A 14,986-nucleotide genomic window follows, 5' to 3' on the forward strand; every position below is an offset into this window, starting at 1 on the left:
GGCTGCGGGTCGTGGAGGTCATCAGCTTTATGGCCGGCCCGCTCGCTACGCGGTGAACCGCCGGCGGAGGTGCTCGGGCTGTCCGGCCGGGATCGGCCGGCTCGCCGACGACGGGCTGATCACGACGAGGAGAGAAGAGAGCAATGCCGCGTGAACTGTGCCGGACCGAGGGACTGACCGACGTCCAGGACGAAATCCTGAAGACCGTCCGCGCGTTCGTGGACGACAAGATCATCCCGGTCGCGACCGAGCTGGAGCACGCCGATCAGTACCCGGCCGCCATCGTCGACGGGATGGCGGAGCTGGGCCTGTTCGGGTTGACGATTCCCGAGGAGTACGGCGGGATCGGCGAGTCGCTGCTGACCTATGCGCTGGTGGTCGAGGAGATCGCCCGCGGCTGGATGAGCGTGTCGGGCATCGTCAACACCCATTTCATCGTGGCTTACCTGCTGATGCAGCACGGCACCGAGGAGCAGAAGCGCCGCTACCTGCCGAAGATGGCCACGGGTGAGGTCCGGGGCGCGTTCTCGATGTCCGAGCCCGGCTGCGGCTCCGACGTGTCCGCGATCCGCACGCGGGCCACGCCGCGCGGCGACGGGTACGTGATCAACGGGCAGAAGATGTGGCTGACCAACGGGGGATCGTCGACCCTGGTGGCGGTGCTGGTCAAAACGGATCTCGGCGCGCCGTCGGCGCACCGGAACCTGACCACGTTCCTGGTCGAGAAACCGGCCGGTTTCGGTGCGGTGGCGCCGGGCCTGACAGTGCCGGGCAAGATCGAGAAGATGGGGTACAAGGGCGTCGACACCACCGAACTGGTCTTCGACGACCACGCGATCGGCGCGGCGCAGATCCTGGGCGGCGAGCCGGGGCGCGGGTTCTACCAGATGATGGACGGCGTCGAGGTCGGGCGGGTCAACGTCGCGGCCCGCGGGTGCGGGGTGGCCTGGCGCGCGTTCGAACTCGGCGTGGCGTATGCGCAGCAGCGGCAGACCTTCGGCCGTCCGATCGCCGAGCACCAGGCGGTGCTGTTCCGCCTGGCCGAAATGGGCACCAAGGTCGAGGCGGCGCACCAGATGATGGTGCGGGCGGCGCGGAAGAAGGACTCCGGGGAACGCAACGACCTCGAGGCCGGGATGGCGAAGTACCTGGCCTCGGAGTACTGCGCCCGGGTGGTCGAGGACTCCTTCCGCATCCACGGCGGATACGGGTACTCCACCGAGTACGAGATCGAACGCCTCTACCGCGAGGCGCCGATGCTGCTGATCGGCGAGGGCACCGCCGACATCCAGCGGATGATCATCGGCCGCCGCCTGCTGGAGGACTACGCACTGCGGTGAGGCGGCGGACCCGTCACACGGTCAGGTCCAGGGCGGCGCGGACGATGCTGTCGGTGTCCAGGCCGTGGTGGCGGTAGACGTCGTCGAGTGAGCCGGACTGCCCGAACCGGGTCACGCCGAGCGCGGTGGTCGGCACGCGGTTGATCGTGTCCAGGAACGACAGCGTGTGCGGGTGTCCATCGAGGACGGTCACCAGCGGGGTGGCGCGGTCGGCGGGGAAGACCTGGTCCAGGATCCAGGTGCCGGCCGCGTCGTGGCCCTGCCGGGCGCGGAGGGCGCGGTAGAGCAGGTCGGGGCTGGTCACGCACACCACGTCGGCCGGGATGCCGATCTGGCCGAGCCGGGCGGCGGCGTCGAGGGCCTCGGGGACGACGGCGCCCATCGCCGCGATCGTGACGGCCGCGTCAGGCGTCCGGCGCAGGGGGTAGGCGCCGGCGACGACCTGGCGGCGCCGGCGTTCGCGGGCGGCCGGGTCGGTCGGCACCGCGGCGAGGGTCTGGTCGACGGGCCGGGTGGACAGCCGCAGGTAGGCCGACGAACCGCCGGGTTTGCCCAGCTGGGCGAGTGCGGCGAGCAGGGTCCATTCGGCGTCGATCGCGAACGCCGGCTCGTAGGTGAGGCAGCCGGGTTGTTCCAGGCCGATCGAGGGGGTCTTGATCGACTGGTGCGCCCCGCCTTCGGGGGCCAGCGTCACCCCGGAGGGGGTGCCGATGAGGATGGACTGGCCGCCGGCGTAGATGCCGTAGGACCAGGGCTCGAGGGCGCGTTCGACGAAGGGGTCGTAGAGCACGCCGATGGGTAGCAGGGGCTGGCCCCAGCGGCTCCAGGTGGCGCCGAGCTCGCCGATCAGGCTGACCAGGTTGGTCTCGGCGATGCCGAGTTCGATGTGCTGCCCGGTGGGTTTTTCGCGCCAGTGCAGGATGGTTTCGGCGTCGTCGGCGAACCAGTCCGGTCGTTCCTGGACCGACCAGACGCCGACCTTGTTGACCCAGCCGCCGAGGTTGGTGGTGGAGCTGACATCGGGGCTGACGGTGACGACGCGGCGGGCGGTGCCGGGGGCTTCGCGGGTGAGGTCGAGCAGGGCGCGGCCGAGTGCGGCTTGGGTGGTGGCGGTGCCGGTGGGGGTGCGGCCGAAGTCGGCGGGGACCGCGGGCGGGGCGACCGCGGGGACGTCGGCGCGGCGCAGGCGTTCCGCGGTGGCCCGGCACAGTTCGGCTTCGGGGCTGCCGTCGGGGAAGGCGCGCCACGGGTCGTCGAGGTCGGCGCCCAGCCGGTCGGCCAGCTCGCGCATCTGGGCGTCGGTGAGCAGCGCGGAGTGGTTCTGCGGGTGGCCCTTGGTGGCCAGGCCGTAGCCCTTGATGGTGTAGGCGAAGATGACCGTCGGGCGGGTGTCGTCGATCCGGGCGAACGCGTCGTCCAGCGCGGTCAGGTCGTGGCCGCCGAGGTTGGCTATCGCGTCGACCAGGGTGGTGTCGTCGAGGCCGGCGACGAGTCCGGCGACGGCGTCGGCGCCGGGACCGTCGCCGGGCAGGCGCCGGCGCAACTCGGCGGCGTCGCACCGCAGCAGCCGCTGGTATTCCGGGTTGGTCATCGCGTCGATGCGCTGCCGCAACTCGGCCCCGCCGGGCCGGGTGAACAGGTCTTCGAGCAGGCGCCCGTACTTGAGCCGGATGACCTGCCAGCCGGCGGCGGCGAACATGCCCTGCAGCTTGTCCGCGGCGATGTTGGGCACGATCCGGTCCAGGGACTGCCGGTTGAGGTCGACGATCCAGACGATCTCGCCGAGTTCGGCGACGCCCGGGTCGAGCACGGCCTCCCACACCGCGCCCTCGTCCAGTTCGGCGTCGCCGACCAGGGAGTACTGGCGGCCGGTGCCGGCGCCGCCGAACGCCGTGTCGACATAGCGCCGCGCCACCGCGCCCCAGATCGGGGCGGTGGCGCCGATGCCGACCGAGCCGGTCGAGTAGTCGGCCGGGTCGGGGTCCTTGGTGCGGCTGGGATAGCTCTGCAGGCCGCCGAACTCGCGCAGTCGCGGCAGGTAGGACGCGTCCAGCTCGCCGAGCAGGTAGTTGATCGCGTGCAGCACGGGGGAGGCGTGCGGTTTGACCGAGACGCGGTCCTGCGGGCGGAGGTGGTTGAACCACAACGCGGTCATGATCGAGGCCATCGACGCCGACGACGCCTGGTGGCCGCCGACCTTGAGCCCGGACGGGTTGGGCCGCACCCGGTTGGCGTGGTGGATGATCGCGCTGGACAGCCACAGCACGCGGTTCTCGAGCGCCCGCAGGACGTCGGTGCCGGGCGTGCTGACGACGGACTCGGTCATCGGGCCATCCTCGATCCAGGGGTGCAGGTTGCACCCAGTGAACCAACCTGCTGGACTGATGCTCAACACCCCGGCCCGAGATTGAGCAATCTGCCCAATCCCTGGTGCGCAGATCGAAGGAGAGGCGAGCAGAATGCCCCACGACGGACCCGTCGACGCGGTCGACGCCCGGATCCTGCTGGAGCTGGCCCGGCACCCGCGCGCCACCACCCTCGCGATCGCCGACCGGGTCGGGATCTCGCGCAACACCGCCCAGTCCCGGCTCGGGCGGCTGGAGCGGAGCGGGGCGCTGGAGTCGTTCGAGCACCGGATCTCCCCGGCCGCGCTGGGCTACCCGCTCACCGCGTTCATCACCGCCCAGGTCACCCAGCGCCTGCTGGACGAGGTCGCCGCCGCGCTCGCCGACGTGCCCGAGGTGCTGCAGGTGCAGGGCATCTCCGGGCCGGTCGACCTGATGATCCAGGTGGTCGCCCGTGACGCCGACGACCTCTACCGCATCGCCGGGCGCGTCCTCGCGATCCCCGGCGTGGAGCGCACCAACACCGCACTGGTCATGCGGCAGCTCGTCGGCTACCGCCTCACGCCGCTGCTCCACCTGACGACGGGATGACACCGGGCCGGGACCTGTGGTGCCGCGGAAGTCACGGCCGGGAGCGGCGTGTCAGTGGCGGCGTCAGCGCGATGGCGGTCCGGTGTCAGGACGGCGGGCGATCGTGGCGACATCGACCACAGGGGTTCCCGGCCAGCGGGAACGCCCGATCCCGAGGAGAGCACGATGCACACGTTCGACACCCCCGCCCCGATCTCCGTCGCCCTGGCCGTCCCCGCCGGCCGCATCCAGGTCGTCGCCACCAACCGTGCCGACACCACCGTCGAGGTCGCGCCCGCCGACCCCGGAAAGAAGCGCGACGTGCGGATCGCCGGGCAGATCACCGTCACCTACGCCGACGGCGTCCTGCGGATCCAGGCGCCCGAGCCGGCGAACCAGATCTTCGGGCCGTCCGGGGAGGTGGCCGTCACCGTCGGGTTGCCCGCCGGCTCCCACATCCGGGCCACGACCGCGTGCGCGGAGTTCCGCGCCGCCGGCCGTCTCGGCGACGTCACCGTCGACGGCGCGTACCGCCACATCCGGATCGACGAGGCCGCGACGGCCAGCCTCACCGCGGTCGACGGCGACGTCGAGGTCCGCAGGCTGGGCGGCCCCGCGGACATCCGCACCGCCCGGGGCGACATCCGGATCACCGAGGCCGTGCGCGGCAAGGTCGTGCTGAGCACCCGGTCCGGCGACATCGCGATCGCCGCCGCGGCGGGCGTCTCGGCTGCGCTGGACGCCGGCACCGGTCACGGGCGCATCAGCAACTCCGTCCGGAACACCGGCGAGCCCGGGCTCGACATCCGGGCCACGACCGCCCAGGGCGACATCACCGCCCGGAGCCTGTGACCGGTGCGAAGCCAGGATCGGCGGTGCTGCCGCCGGTTCGGAGGGTGAGACGGGACGGGGTGCGCCCGGGGCCACCGCGGCCTCGTGAGCGCGCCCCCGGCCCGGCGGGGCGCTCCCGGTCCGTCATGGCCCTCCCGGCACCGCCGGTGACCCACGGCGAAGGCCGTGGACGGCCCCGTCACCACCGTCCACGGCCTTTCCGCGCGGTCACTGGTAGAGCGCCGCCTGGATCTTCGGATCGTTGATGTTGGTCTTGTCGTACCAGTAGAAGGCCGTGTCGATCCGCTTGGGCAGCGGCTGGTGGTTGATCGCCTTCAGCGCCGCGTCCACCAGCTGCCGGCCGATGTCCATCGGGTCCTGCGTGATCGCACCGGCCATCAGGCCGTTGTTGATCGCGTCGATCTGGGCCTTACCGGAGTCGAACCCGACGATCGTCAGGCCCTGCTTCCCGCTCTCCTGCACGCCCTTGATCACGCCGATGGCCGAACCCTCGTTGGAGGCGTAGATGCCCTTCAGGTCCGGGTTGGCCGCGATGATCGACTTGGTGATGTTGGCCGACTCCAGCTGGTCACCGCCGCCGTACTGGGGTGGCAGCACCGTGATGCCGGGCGCGTTCTTCGCCATCCAGTCCAGGAACCCGTCCCGCCGGTCCTTGCCGGACAGGCTCGTCTGGTCGTGCACCACCAGCGCGACCTTGCCCTGCCCGCCGATCTGCTGCGCCAGGTGCTTGGCCGCCTCGGCCGCCGCCGCCTTGTTGTCGGTGGCCACGGTGGTGACCGGGATGTCGCTGTCCACCCCGGAGTCGAACGCCACGACCGGGATGTTCTGCGACTTCGCCTGCTGCAGCAGCGGGGCGGCGGCACGCGAGTCCAGCGCCGCGAACCCGAGCGCCTGCGGCGACTTGGCCAGCTCGTTGGTCAGCATGTTGACCTGCTGCTCGACGTCCTTCTCGGTCGCCGGGCCGACGAACGTGGTCCGCGCGCCCTTGGCGGCCGCCTCGTCCTCGGCGCCCTTCTTCACGGCCTGCCAGAACTGGTGCTGGAAGCCCTTGGACACGATCGAGATGAGCGGGCCGTTCCCGCCGCCACCGGCGGTGTTCCCGCCCTGGCCGCACGCGCCCAGCGCCAGCGCCAGCACGGCGGCGGCGGCCGCGGCGGCGAACTTTCTTGTCCTCATCAAGAACTCCTTTGTTCTTTTCAGGCTTCCCGTTTCCGGATCCGGTCGGTGTAGACGGCCACGAGGATGACGCATCCGAGGATGACGTTCTGCCACTCCTGCGGGATCGACATGATCTGCAGGCCGTTGTTGAGCACCGAGATGATCAGCGCGCCGATCAGGGTGCCGAGGATCGATCCCTTACCACCCGACAGCGACGTCCCGCCGATCACCACGGCGGCGATCGCCTGCAGCTCGTATCCCATGCCGGTGGCCGGCTGCGCCGACCCCAGCCGGGCCGAGATCATCACCCCGGCCAAGCCGGTGAACAGCCCCGCGAAGGCGTAGATCCCGAGCTTCCACCGGCGCACGTCGATGCCGGACAGGGCGGTGGCCTCCTCGTTGCTGCCGATCGAGTATGTGTAGCGGCCGAGGACGCTCTTGGTCAGCAGCACGCCCGCGATGATCGCGATCGCCAGCAGGATCAGCACCGCGTTGGGCACGTTCGGGATCAGGTTGCCGGCCGAGATCTCGATGTAGCCGGGCGAGTTGCTGAAGTAGATGGGGGTGCTGTGGGACAGCACCAGCGCCAGCCCCTCGGCGACGAGCATCATCGCCAGCGTCGCGATGAACGGCGGGATCTTCAGCAGCGCCACGTTGATCCCGTTGACCAGCCCCATCAGCCCGCCGAACAGGATCGCCAGCGGCACCCCGAGCGCCAGCGGCAGCCCGATGTTCACGATGAACACCCCGGACATCACCGCGCACAGCGCCATCCCGGTGCCGATGGACAGGTCGATCCCGCCCGTGATGATGACGAACGTGGTGCCGATCGCGAGCGTGCCGATGACCACCGTGGAGAACAGGATGGCGATGAAGTTGCCGTAGGAGAAGAAGAACGGGCTCACGATCGAGAAGAACGCGTAGATCACGATGAGGCTCGCGAACGCCAGCAGTTGCTGGAGCCTGCTCTTGATCGCACCGGCCATCCCGCCGGCCTGCTGCCGCTCCGCCGTCGGAGCCTTGACCGTCGTCATGCCTGTCCTGCCTTCTCTTCGGCCGTCCCGGGGATGAGGCCGAGCTCGGCGGCGTCGGCCGGGTTCTCGTCCGGCCGTAGGGTCGCGAAGTGCATGATGTTCTCCTGGGTCGCCTCGCTCGCGTCGAGCACGCGCGTCACGCGGCCCTCGCTCATCACCACGACACGGTGGGACATGCGCAGGATCTCCGGGAGTTCCGAGGAGATCATGATGATCGACTTGCCCTGCCCGGTCAGCTCGTTGAGCAACTGGTAGATCTCCTCCTTCGCGCCGACGTCGATGCCCCGCGTCGGCTCGTCGAAGATGAGAACGTCGCAGTCCTTGGCCAGCCACTTGGCGATGACGACCTTCTGCTGGTTGCCGCCGGAGAGGTTCTTCGTGGTCTGGTCGAGCGAGGGGGTCTTGATGCTCAGCGCGCCGATGTAGCGTTCGGCCTTCGCGCGCAGCGCGCCGTCACGCACGAACCCGGCCCTGGTGAACTGGTCCCGCAGCGCCGACAACGCGATGTTGGCCTTGACGTCCTGGTCCAGCAGGAGCCCGAACCGCTTCCGGTCCTCCGACAGGTAGCCGATGCCGAGCTTCGCGGCGTCGGCCGGGGTGCTGATGCGCACCGGCCTGCCGTGCAGGGTCACGGTGCCCGCCTCGGCCTTGTCCGCGCCGACGAGGGCGCGGGCCACCTCGGTGCGGCCGGCGCCCATGAGCCCGGCGAACCCGAGGATCTCGCCGTGCCGCAGGTCGAACGACACGTCCTTGAGCAGGTCCCGGGTGCGCAGGCCCTCGACCCGCAGCACGACCTCCTGGTCCGCGCGCACCCCTTCCGGGCGGGCTTCGGTGTCGATGGGCCGGCCGACCATCAGTGCGATGATGTCCGCGGTGGCCGCCGTGGCCATGTCGAGCGTGTCGATGTACTCGCCGTCGCGGATCACCGTGACCCGGTCGGCGATGCGCTTGATCTCCTCCATGCGGTGGGAGATGTAGATGACCCCCGTACCCGGCCGCACGAAGTGGCGGATCAGCTCGTGCAGGGTGGCCACCTCGGCGTCGTTGAGCGCGGCCGTGGGCTCGTCCATGATCAGTACGCGCGGGTCGTAGGACAGCGCCTTGGCGATCTCGACCATCTGCTGGTTGGCCACGGTCAGGCTGCCGGCGACCGCCCGCGGGTCCAGCCGCAGGTGCAGCCGGCCGAGCAGGTCCGCGGCGTCGGCGTTGAGCTTGCGCTCGTCCAGCAGCAGCCGTCCGCGACGCGGTTCCCGGCCGATGAAGATGTTCTGCGCGACCGTCAGGTGCGGCACCAGGTTGAACTCCTGGTGGATGATGCTGATGCCCAGCTCCAGCGCGTGACGCGGGCCGGAGGGCCGGTACGGTTCGCCGCCCAGCCGGAACTGCCCCGAATCGGCGGTGTGGATGCCGGAGAGCAGTTTCATCAGGGTGGACTTGCCCGCACCGTTCTCGCCGACCAGGGCGAGAACCTCGCCGGAGCGCAGCTCCAGCCGCATGTCGTGCAGCGCACGCACACCCGGGAAGTGCTTGTTCACGCCCTCGACTTCGAGCAGTGGCTCCGTCATCGTCACGACCCCGCTCATCGCACCCGCTCCGCCACACGGTAGAGCGCCCTCGCCGTCGCGGACAACACGGCAGCCGGTTCGGTCTCGGACAGCTCACCGATCAGTGTCGATACGGTTTCCCCGGTTTGGCCGTACCCTCCACTGGGGACGGTCACCGGCCGGTCCCCGGCGTAGCGGACGGTGGCACGCAGCGGACCGCCGGGTGGTGGCCACGCGTGCTCGCTCACCGTGCGGTCCCACTGGTGGGTGTTCACGCCGTACTCGGTCGTCATGCCCGGATCAGCCCCTTGTCGCGCAGTGTCGTCCAGAGTTCGCCGGGCACGGCGGTCCGCAGCCGCCGCGCGTTCTGCCGCACCTCCTCCGGGGTGGCGGCACCCACCACGACCGCGCGCACCGCCGGTTCCCGCAGCGGGAAGTGCAGCGCGGCGGTGGGCAGGTCCACACCGAACTCGGCGCAGACCGCGGCGATCTCGCGCGCGGTGACCACGACGTCCGGGGGAGCGGGGGCGTACTCGTAGTGGCCCGACGGCTCGGGCGTGGCCAGCAGACCGGAGTTGAACACGCTCGCGGCCGCCACCGCCACCGACCGGGTGCGGCACTCGGGCAGCACCTCGTCCAGCGCGGACTGGTCGAGCAGCGTGAACCGGCCCGCGACCATCAGCAGGTCGGCGAGCCCGGAGCGGGCGGCGGCGGCCAGTGCGGCGACCGACTTGGAACCGACACCGACCGCCCTCACCACGCCCTCCGCGCGCAGCGCGGCGAGCGCGGGCAACCCCGAAGCCAGTGCCGAATCCAGGTCGTACTCCTCCGGGTCGTGCAGGTAGACGACGTCGACCGAGTCGAGCCCCATCCGGGTCAGCGACTCCTCCAGCCCGCGGCGCACCCCGTCGGCGGTGAAGTCCCACACCCGCCGGTGGTCGGCCGGCACCGCGAACCGGTTCGCCTCGTCCAGCCGTCCGGCGCCGGCGGGGTCGGGCACCAGGCGCCGGCCTGCCTTGGTGGACACCACGAACTCCGCGCGCGGCTTGCCGGCGAGGAAGGCGCCCAGGCGGCGTTCGGACAGGCCGAGGCCGTAGTGCGGCGCGGTGTCGAAGTAGCGGATCCCGCAGTCCCACGCGGCGTCCAGCACCGCGTGCGCCTGCGCGTCGCTCATCGGCGCGTACAGGTTGCCCAGGTTCGCGGCGCCGAGCGCGAACGGGCCCGGCACGCTAGTCATGGGCGTACTCCGCGAGCGACGACGCGTGCATCTCGGTCCCCGCGCCGGGTGCCTTGGGGGCGAAGTAGCGTCCACTGTGGACCTCCACCGGGGTGGTGAAGTGCTCGTGCAGGTGGTCGACGAACTCGATCATCCGGTCCTCGACCGTCCCGGACACCGCGACGAAGTCGAACATCGCCAGGTGCTGCACCGCCTCGCACAGTCCGACGCCGCCCGCGTGCGGGCACACCCGGACCCCGAACTTGGCGGCCAGCAGCAGGATCGCGATGTTCTCGTTGACGCCGGCCACGCGGGTGGCGTCCAGTTGCAGCACCGAGAGCGCCTGGGCCTGCAGGAGCTGTTTGAACAGCACCCGGTTGGCGCCGTGTTCCCCGGTGGCGACCGGGATGGGCGCGACCGCCTTGGCGATGGCGGCGTGGCCGAGGATGTCGTCGGGGCTGGTGGGCTCCTCGATCCAGGCGAGGTCGAACGGGCGCAGCCGCTCCACCCACGCGATCGCGTCGCCGACGTCCCAGCGCTGGTTGGCGTCCACGGCGATGCGCACGTCCGGCCCGCACACCTCGCGCGCGATCCGCAGGCGGCGGACGTCCTCGTCGAGGTCCGCGCCGACCTTGAGCTTGATCTGGCCGAACCCGTCCGCGACCGCTTCCCGGCACAGCCGCGCGAGCTTGTCGTCGTCGTACCCCAGCCAGCCGGGGGTCGTGGTGTAGGCGGGGTAGCCCTCGCTCAGCAACCGGGCTTCCCGCTCGGCGCGACCGGGCTGCGCGGCGCGGAGGATCTCCAGTGCCTCGCCGGGGGTCAGCGCGTCGGTCAGGTAGCGGAAGTCGACCAGGTCGACGATCTCCTCGGGGCTGAGGGAGGACAGCAGCTGCCACAGCGGTTTGCCCTCTCGCTTGGCGCGCAGGTCCCACAGCGCGTTGACGGCCGCGCCGATGGCCATGTGCATGATCCCCTTTTCGGGGCCGAGCCAGCGCAGCTGCGAATCGTGCACCAGGTCGCGCCACAGTCCGCCGAGGTCGGCGAGCGTGGCGTCCACGTCCCGGCCGAGCAGGTGGCCTTCGAGCGCGCGGAGCGCGGCGACCTGGACGTCGTTGCCGCGGCCGATGGTGAAGACGAACCCGTGGCCCTCCACGCCGTCGCCGGCGTCGGTGGCCAGGCGCAGGTAGGCGGCCGAGTAGTCGGGGTCCGGGTTCATCGCGTCCGAGCCGTCGAGGGTGCGCGACGTCGGGAACCGGACGTCGTGCGTGTGCAGGGCGACGATGCGAGCCACGGACCCACTCCCTTGTACGTCTCGGTGACGAGGCCGACGATAGAGATCCGATGTCTTCGGCGTCAAGGCTCGCGACTGGCCCGATATCTGCCCCACGATTCGGCCACTCCGGAGGAGAGACCCGACCAATATGGTGCGGACGTGAACCGGGTACCTCGTCCGCCTCGGTTCCGTGGGACAGGAACGCCCCGCCGTCCTCGCCGACGGCCTGCGATCTGTGCCCTGATCATGGATCGTCGGGGCCGAGAGGAACTCGGATCTCGCGACCGCTCGGGGCCTGCCCGAGGTCGGGTCGCGTTTCCGGCAGGACCACCACCGGCCGGGCCTCCTCCGTCAAGGCTGAGCCCGGGGGGAGCGCTACGCCGGCTCGGTCCGTCCATTGTCGACTCGGAGGGTCGTGGCCCAGCGTGTGCGCAGCCGCCGGGTGTGGGCGGCCACCGCGGTCGCGCCCCGGGCCGGGGGCAAGTGGTTCGCCGGCTCCTCGATCGCGGGGCCGGCTCGTCCAGCAGGACCGCCGACGGTCGTCGCAACCAGCAACGCCGCCGGCGCGAGCCGTCCGCGCCGGCCTCCGGACGGCTCGCGCCACGTCGGCGGCGGCTCCGCGCCGCCGAACCCCAGCCCCGCGAGTACGATCTCCGCCCACGGGTCGGCGGCCCGGGTGTCGTGCAGCTGGGCCAGTTCGAGCCGTTCGGCGTAGGCCGCCATCGCTTGCTCGTCGTCGGCGAGGAGGGCGCCGAGCCAGTCCGGCTCGGCCGGATCCTCGCGCGCGTCCGCCAGCGCGGCGTCGACCGCAGCGGCCACCGTCGCCGCCGGGTCGAACGGCATTTCCTGCTGCGGGTAACCCTGATCGGCCGGGCGTTCGACGCTGCTGCGGTCCGCCCCGGCCCGCACCCGCAGCAGCGTCGAGACCCGCGCGCCGTTCTCGCCGATCAACCGGATCCGGTGCCCCGGCGCGGCCGTCAGCGACGCCCCGTCGAGCACATGCCGCCGAATCCCGGCGTGCGTCAGCGGGACTCGGTCAGCGTGCCGTCGGCGAGGCGGAGCCTGCGGTCGATCCGGATCTCGCGGAGGAACCGTTCGTCGTGGCTGACCACGACGAACGCGCCCTGGTAGGCGTTGAGCGCGCTCTCCAGCTGCCCGGCGCTGACCAGGTCCAGGTTGTTGGTCGGTTCGTCCAGCAACAGCAGCTGCGGTGCGGGCTCGGCGAACAGGATGCACGCCAGCGTCGCGCGCAGCCGTTCCCCGCCGGACAGCACCGCGACGGGCAGGTGCGCGCGGTCGCCGCGGAACAGGAAGCGGGCGAGCAGGTTCATCCGCTGCGCCGGGAGCATCGCGGGTGCGAACGCGGCCAGGTTCTCCGCGACCGTGCGGTCGTCGTCGAGCAGGTCCAGCCGCTGGGACAGGTAGGCGATCCGGCCGTCGGCGCGCTTGACGGTGCCGCCGTCCGGGTCGAGATCGCCGGTGATCATCCGCAGCAGCGTGGACTTCCCGGACCCGTTGGCACCGGCGAGCGCGATGCGTTCCGGGCCGCGGATCGCCAGGGCGATGCCCTCGCCGAAGAGGTCTCGCTTGCGCAGGCCCTCGCCGAGGAACAGGGTCCGGCCGGCGGGCACCGCGGTCTGCGGGAGTTCCAGGGTGATCTTCGCCTCTTCACGCAGCGAACGTTCGGCCTCGTCGAGCTTCGCCTTCGCCGCGCTGACGCGGGCCGCGTGCGCGCCGTCGGCCTTGCCCGCGGACTCCTGCGCGTTGCGCTTGCGGGCTCCCGCGAGGATCTTCGGCAGGCCCGCGCTGGAGAGGTTGCGCTGCGCGGTGCTCGCCCGTTTCGCCGCGCGCTCCCGGGCCTGTTGCCTCTCGCGCTTCTCGCGCTTGACCTCCTGCTCGGCGTTGCGGATGTTCTTCGCCGCCACCTCCCGCTCGGCCTGGACAGCCTCCTCGTAGGCGGTGAAGTTGCCGCCGTAGTAGCGCACCTCGCCGGTGTCGAGCTCGGCGATGCGGTCCATGCGGTCGAGCAGGGCGCGGTCGTGGCTGACCACCAGCAGGCACCCGGACCAGTCGTCGAGCACGGCGTAGAGCTTGCGCCGGGCCGCCAGGTCGAGGTTGTTCGTGGGTTCGTCGAGCAGCAGCACGTCGGGCCGCTTGAGCAGTTGCGCGGCCAGGCCGAGCGAGACGATCTGGCCGCCGGACAGGGTGCTCAGCGTCCGGTCCAGCGTGACCTCGCCCAGGCCCAGCCGGTCCAGCTGGGCGCGGGTGCGTTCCTCGATGTCCCACTCGGTGCCGATGGCGGTGAAGTGCTCCTCGGCGACGTCCCCGGACTCGACGGCTTCCAGCGCGCGTAGGACCGGCTCGATGCCGAGGACCTGGGACACCGGCAGCTCGCCGGTGAGCGGCAGGTCCTGCGGCAGGTAGCCGAGCAGACCGTCGACGGACACGCTGCCGTCGGTGGGCTGCAGTTCGCCCGCGATGAGCTTGAGCAGGGTCGTCTTGCCGGCGCCGTTGGGCGCGACCAGGCCGGTGCGGCCGTCCGGGACGGTGAGGGACAGCTGGTCGAACACCGGGGTGTCGTCGGGCCAGGAGAAGGACAGGCCGGACACGACGATGGGGGCACTGCGGACATCGGACATGGGACTGAGACCTCGGGGCGTGGGGCGCAGGCCAATCGCCTGCGTGCGAACGGGTGGACGACGACATGGCCACCGCGGCTGTCAGATGCCGGGGGCCCGCTCACTCCGGGGCTCACCCGGAGATGTCGTCTTCACCTGCCACGTCGGGTCTCCTTCGCACGGCTGTCTCCCCTTCGACCATAGCAGCCGGCCCGTTCTCCGGCGATCAGGTTTTCCCCCGGGACGATCTCCGGATCGTCCACACTGGAGCGGACGGGTGCCTCCCGGTGGCGGAGTCCGTGGCCGCCCGCCGGCTCGGCGGCGCCGCCCGAGTGCCTCAGCGTTGTGGCGGATACCGATGGTGACGGCTACACGGGAGGGTATGTTGTGGGAATGAGAGCCGACGCCGCCCGCAACCTCGAGCTCGTCCTGACCACGGGCGCCCGCATGCTGGCCGAGGACCCCGCCGCGAGCATGGGGGCGATCGCGGCCGAGGCCGGCGTCGACCGCCGGACCGTGTACCGGCGGTTCGCGAGCCGGGAGGAGCTGCTGGCGGCGGTGTACCGGGCGCGGCTGGACGCGATCGAGGCGGCGATGGACACCGCCCGGCTCCGCGAGGCGCCGGTGCCGGTGGCGCTGCACCGGTACGTCGAGGAGATCGTCGGCGTCAACCGCAAGTGGCCGGTCGAGCTCAGTCGCATGCGCGCCGACCCGGAGATCTGGGCGCGGCGGCTGCGCGCGGTCGAGGAGCTGGAGGTGTTCCTGCAACGGGCCACCGACGAGGGGTTCCTCCGGCCGGGCCTGCCCGCGCGGTGGGCCGGCCACGTGCTCGGGCGTCTGCTGCACCTGGCCGCACGCGAACTTCCCGGCCTGACCGATGCGCAGGCGGCCGACGTCCTCGTCGACACGTTCCTGCACGGTGTCGGCCAGAGCACCTGAGGCTCGAGGCGGCCCCACGCCACGCCGGGCGCAGCCGGCCGGGTTCGGGGGCCCGAAGTGACCACAGTGGACACGACGAGCCCGGCCGCGGCCGGGA

13 protein-coding genes are annotated in these 14,986 nt (G+C 71.5%); 4 read left to right on the forward strand and 9 right to left on the reverse strand.

Annotated features, from left to right (window positions below; all coding sequences use genetic code 11):
• The first annotated feature begins 143 nt into the window (after positions 1–143).
• Positions 144–1,340 (forward strand): acyl-CoA dehydrogenase family protein, encoded by a 1,197-nt coding sequence (locus FB470_RS22415; RefSeq protein WP_306994491.1) that lies wholly within the window; start codon positions 144–146, stop codon positions 1,338–1,340.
• 13 nt (positions 1,341–1,353) lie between these two features.
• On the opposite strand, the gene FB470_RS22420 is transcribed toward FB470_RS22415, so the two are convergent.
• Positions 1,354–3,666, reverse strand: coding sequence for a transketolase-like TK C-terminal-containing protein (locus FB470_RS22420; protein WP_306994492.1), 2,313 nt, complete (start codon positions 3,664–3,666; stop codon positions 1,354–1,356).
• 133 nt (positions 3,667–3,799) lie between these two features.
• Between FB470_RS22420 and FB470_RS22425 the strand changes: the two genes are divergently transcribed.
• The gene (locus tag FB470_RS22425; protein ID WP_306994495.1) at positions 3,800–4,276 is read left to right on the forward strand and encodes an Lrp/AsnC family transcriptional regulator; all 477 of its coding nucleotides are present in this window, start codon (positions 3,800–3,802) and stop codon (positions 4,274–4,276) included.
• A 165-nt stretch (positions 4,277–4,441) separates the two neighbouring features.
• Complete coding sequence (locus FB470_RS22430) at positions 4,442–5,107, forward strand: DUF4097 family beta strand repeat-containing protein (RefSeq protein ID WP_306994497.1); 666 nt, start codon at positions 4,442–4,444, stop codon at positions 5,105–5,107.
• A 207-nt stretch (positions 5,108–5,314) separates the two neighbouring features.
• Here the strand turns inward: FB470_RS22430 and FB470_RS22435 are convergent, their stop codons facing one another.
• The 8 genes from FB470_RS22435 to abc-f form a co-directional block, all read right to left on the reverse strand.
• Positions 5,315–6,283, reverse strand: coding sequence for an ABC transporter substrate-binding protein (locus FB470_RS22435; RefSeq protein ID WP_306994498.1), 969 nt, complete (start codon positions 6,281–6,283; stop codon positions 5,315–5,317).
• Positions 6,284–6,303: 20 nt separating this feature from the next.
• Entirely contained in the window at positions 6,304–7,299 is a 996-nt protein-coding gene (locus tag FB470_RS22440) for an ABC transporter permease (protein WP_306994500.1), read from the reverse strand.
• Entirely contained in the window at positions 7,296–8,882 is a 1,587-nt protein-coding gene (locus tag FB470_RS22445; RefSeq protein WP_306994502.1) for a sugar ABC transporter ATP-binding protein, read from the reverse strand. Before FB470_RS22445 ends, FB470_RS22440 begins: the two co-directional genes overlap by 4 nt.
• Positions 8,879–9,136, reverse strand: coding sequence for a hypothetical protein (locus tag FB470_RS22450; protein ID WP_306994504.1), 258 nt, complete (start codon positions 9,134–9,136; stop codon positions 8,879–8,881). The genes FB470_RS22445 and FB470_RS22450 overlap by 4 nt, the downstream gene beginning before the upstream one ends.
• Positions 9,133–10,080: an aldo/keto reductase gene (locus FB470_RS22455; RefSeq protein WP_306994506.1), complete on the reverse strand. Its 948-nt coding sequence runs from the start codon at positions 10,078–10,080 to the stop codon at positions 9,133–9,135. The genes FB470_RS22450 and FB470_RS22455 overlap by 4 nt, the downstream gene beginning before the upstream one ends.
• Positions 10,073–11,350: an L-fuconate dehydratase gene (locus FB470_RS22460; protein WP_306994508.1), complete on the reverse strand. Its 1,278-nt coding sequence runs from the start codon at positions 11,348–11,350 to the stop codon at positions 10,073–10,075. Before FB470_RS22460 ends, FB470_RS22455 begins: the two co-directional genes overlap by 8 nt.
• Positions 11,351–11,707: 357 nt before the next feature.
• Positions 11,708–12,331 carry an ATP-binding cassette domain-containing protein gene (locus FB470_RS22465; protein WP_306994510.1) on the reverse strand — a complete coding sequence of 208 codons (624 nt, stop codon included), beginning with the start codon at positions 12,329–12,331 and terminating at the stop codon, positions 11,708–11,710.
• Positions 12,332–12,354: 23 nt separating this feature from the next.
• A complete protein-coding gene (gene abc-f, locus FB470_RS22470) occupies positions 12,355–13,971 on the reverse strand; it encodes a ribosomal protection-like ABC-F family protein (protein ID WP_306994512.1) in 1,617 nt (538 codons plus the stop codon).
• Positions 13,972–14,343: 372 nt separating this feature from the next.
• Here abc-f and FB470_RS22475 point away from each other — a divergent pair, with 372 nt between their 5' ends.
• Positions 14,344–14,889 (forward strand): TetR/AcrR family transcriptional regulator, encoded by a 546-nt coding sequence (locus FB470_RS22475; RefSeq protein WP_306994514.1) that lies wholly within the window; start codon positions 14,344–14,346, stop codon positions 14,887–14,889.
• Positions 14,890–14,986: the final 97 nt, after the last annotated feature.

This window comes from Amycolatopsis thermophila, assembly GCF_030814215.1.
Lineage (GTDB): Bacteria > Actinomycetota > Actinomycetes > Mycobacteriales > Pseudonocardiaceae > Amycolatopsis_E > Amycolatopsis_E thermophila.

What these genes read in the sequence shown, in the direction of transcription:
- FB470_RS22415 (WP_306994491.1), top strand. Translation starts at nt 144, where the DNA reads ATGCCGCGTGAACTGTGCCGGACCGAGGGACTGACCGACGTCCAGGAC.
- FB470_RS22420 (WP_306994492.1), bottom strand. Translation starts at nt 3,666, where the DNA reads ATGACCGAGTCCGTCGTCAGCACGCCCGGCACCGACGTCCTGCGGGCG.
- FB470_RS22425 (WP_306994495.1), top strand. Translation starts at nt 3,800, where the DNA reads ATGCCCCACGACGGACCCGTCGACGCGGTCGACGCCCGGATCCTGCTG.
- FB470_RS22430 (WP_306994497.1), top strand. Translation starts at nt 4,442, where the DNA reads ATGCACACGTTCGACACCCCCGCCCCGATCTCCGTCGCCCTGGCCGTC.
- FB470_RS22435 (WP_306994498.1), bottom strand. Translation starts at nt 6,283, where the DNA reads ATGAGGACAAGAAAGTTCGCCGCCGCGGCCGCCGCCGCCGTGCTGGCG.
- FB470_RS22440 (WP_306994500.1), bottom strand. Translation starts at nt 7,299, where the DNA reads ATGACGACGGTCAAGGCTCCGACGGCGGAGCGGCAGCAGGCCGGCGGG.
- FB470_RS22445 (WP_306994502.1), bottom strand. Translation starts at nt 8,882, where the DNA reads ATGAGCGGGGTCGTGACGATGACGGAGCCACTGCTCGAAGTCGAGGGC.
- FB470_RS22450 (WP_306994504.1), bottom strand. Translation starts at nt 9,136, where the DNA reads ATGACGACCGAGTACGGCGTGAACACCCACCAGTGGGACCGCACGGTG.
- FB470_RS22455 (WP_306994506.1), bottom strand. Translation starts at nt 10,080, where the DNA reads ATGACTAGCGTGCCGGGCCCGTTCGCGCTCGGCGCCGCGAACCTGGGC.
- abc-f (WP_306994512.1), bottom strand. Translation starts at nt 13,971, where the DNA reads ATGTCCGATGTCCGCAGTGCCCCCATCGTCGTGTCCGGCCTGTCCTTC.
- FB470_RS22475 (WP_306994514.1), top strand. Translation starts at nt 14,344, where the DNA reads ATGAGAGCCGACGCCGCCCGCAACCTCGAGCTCGTCCTGACCACGGGC.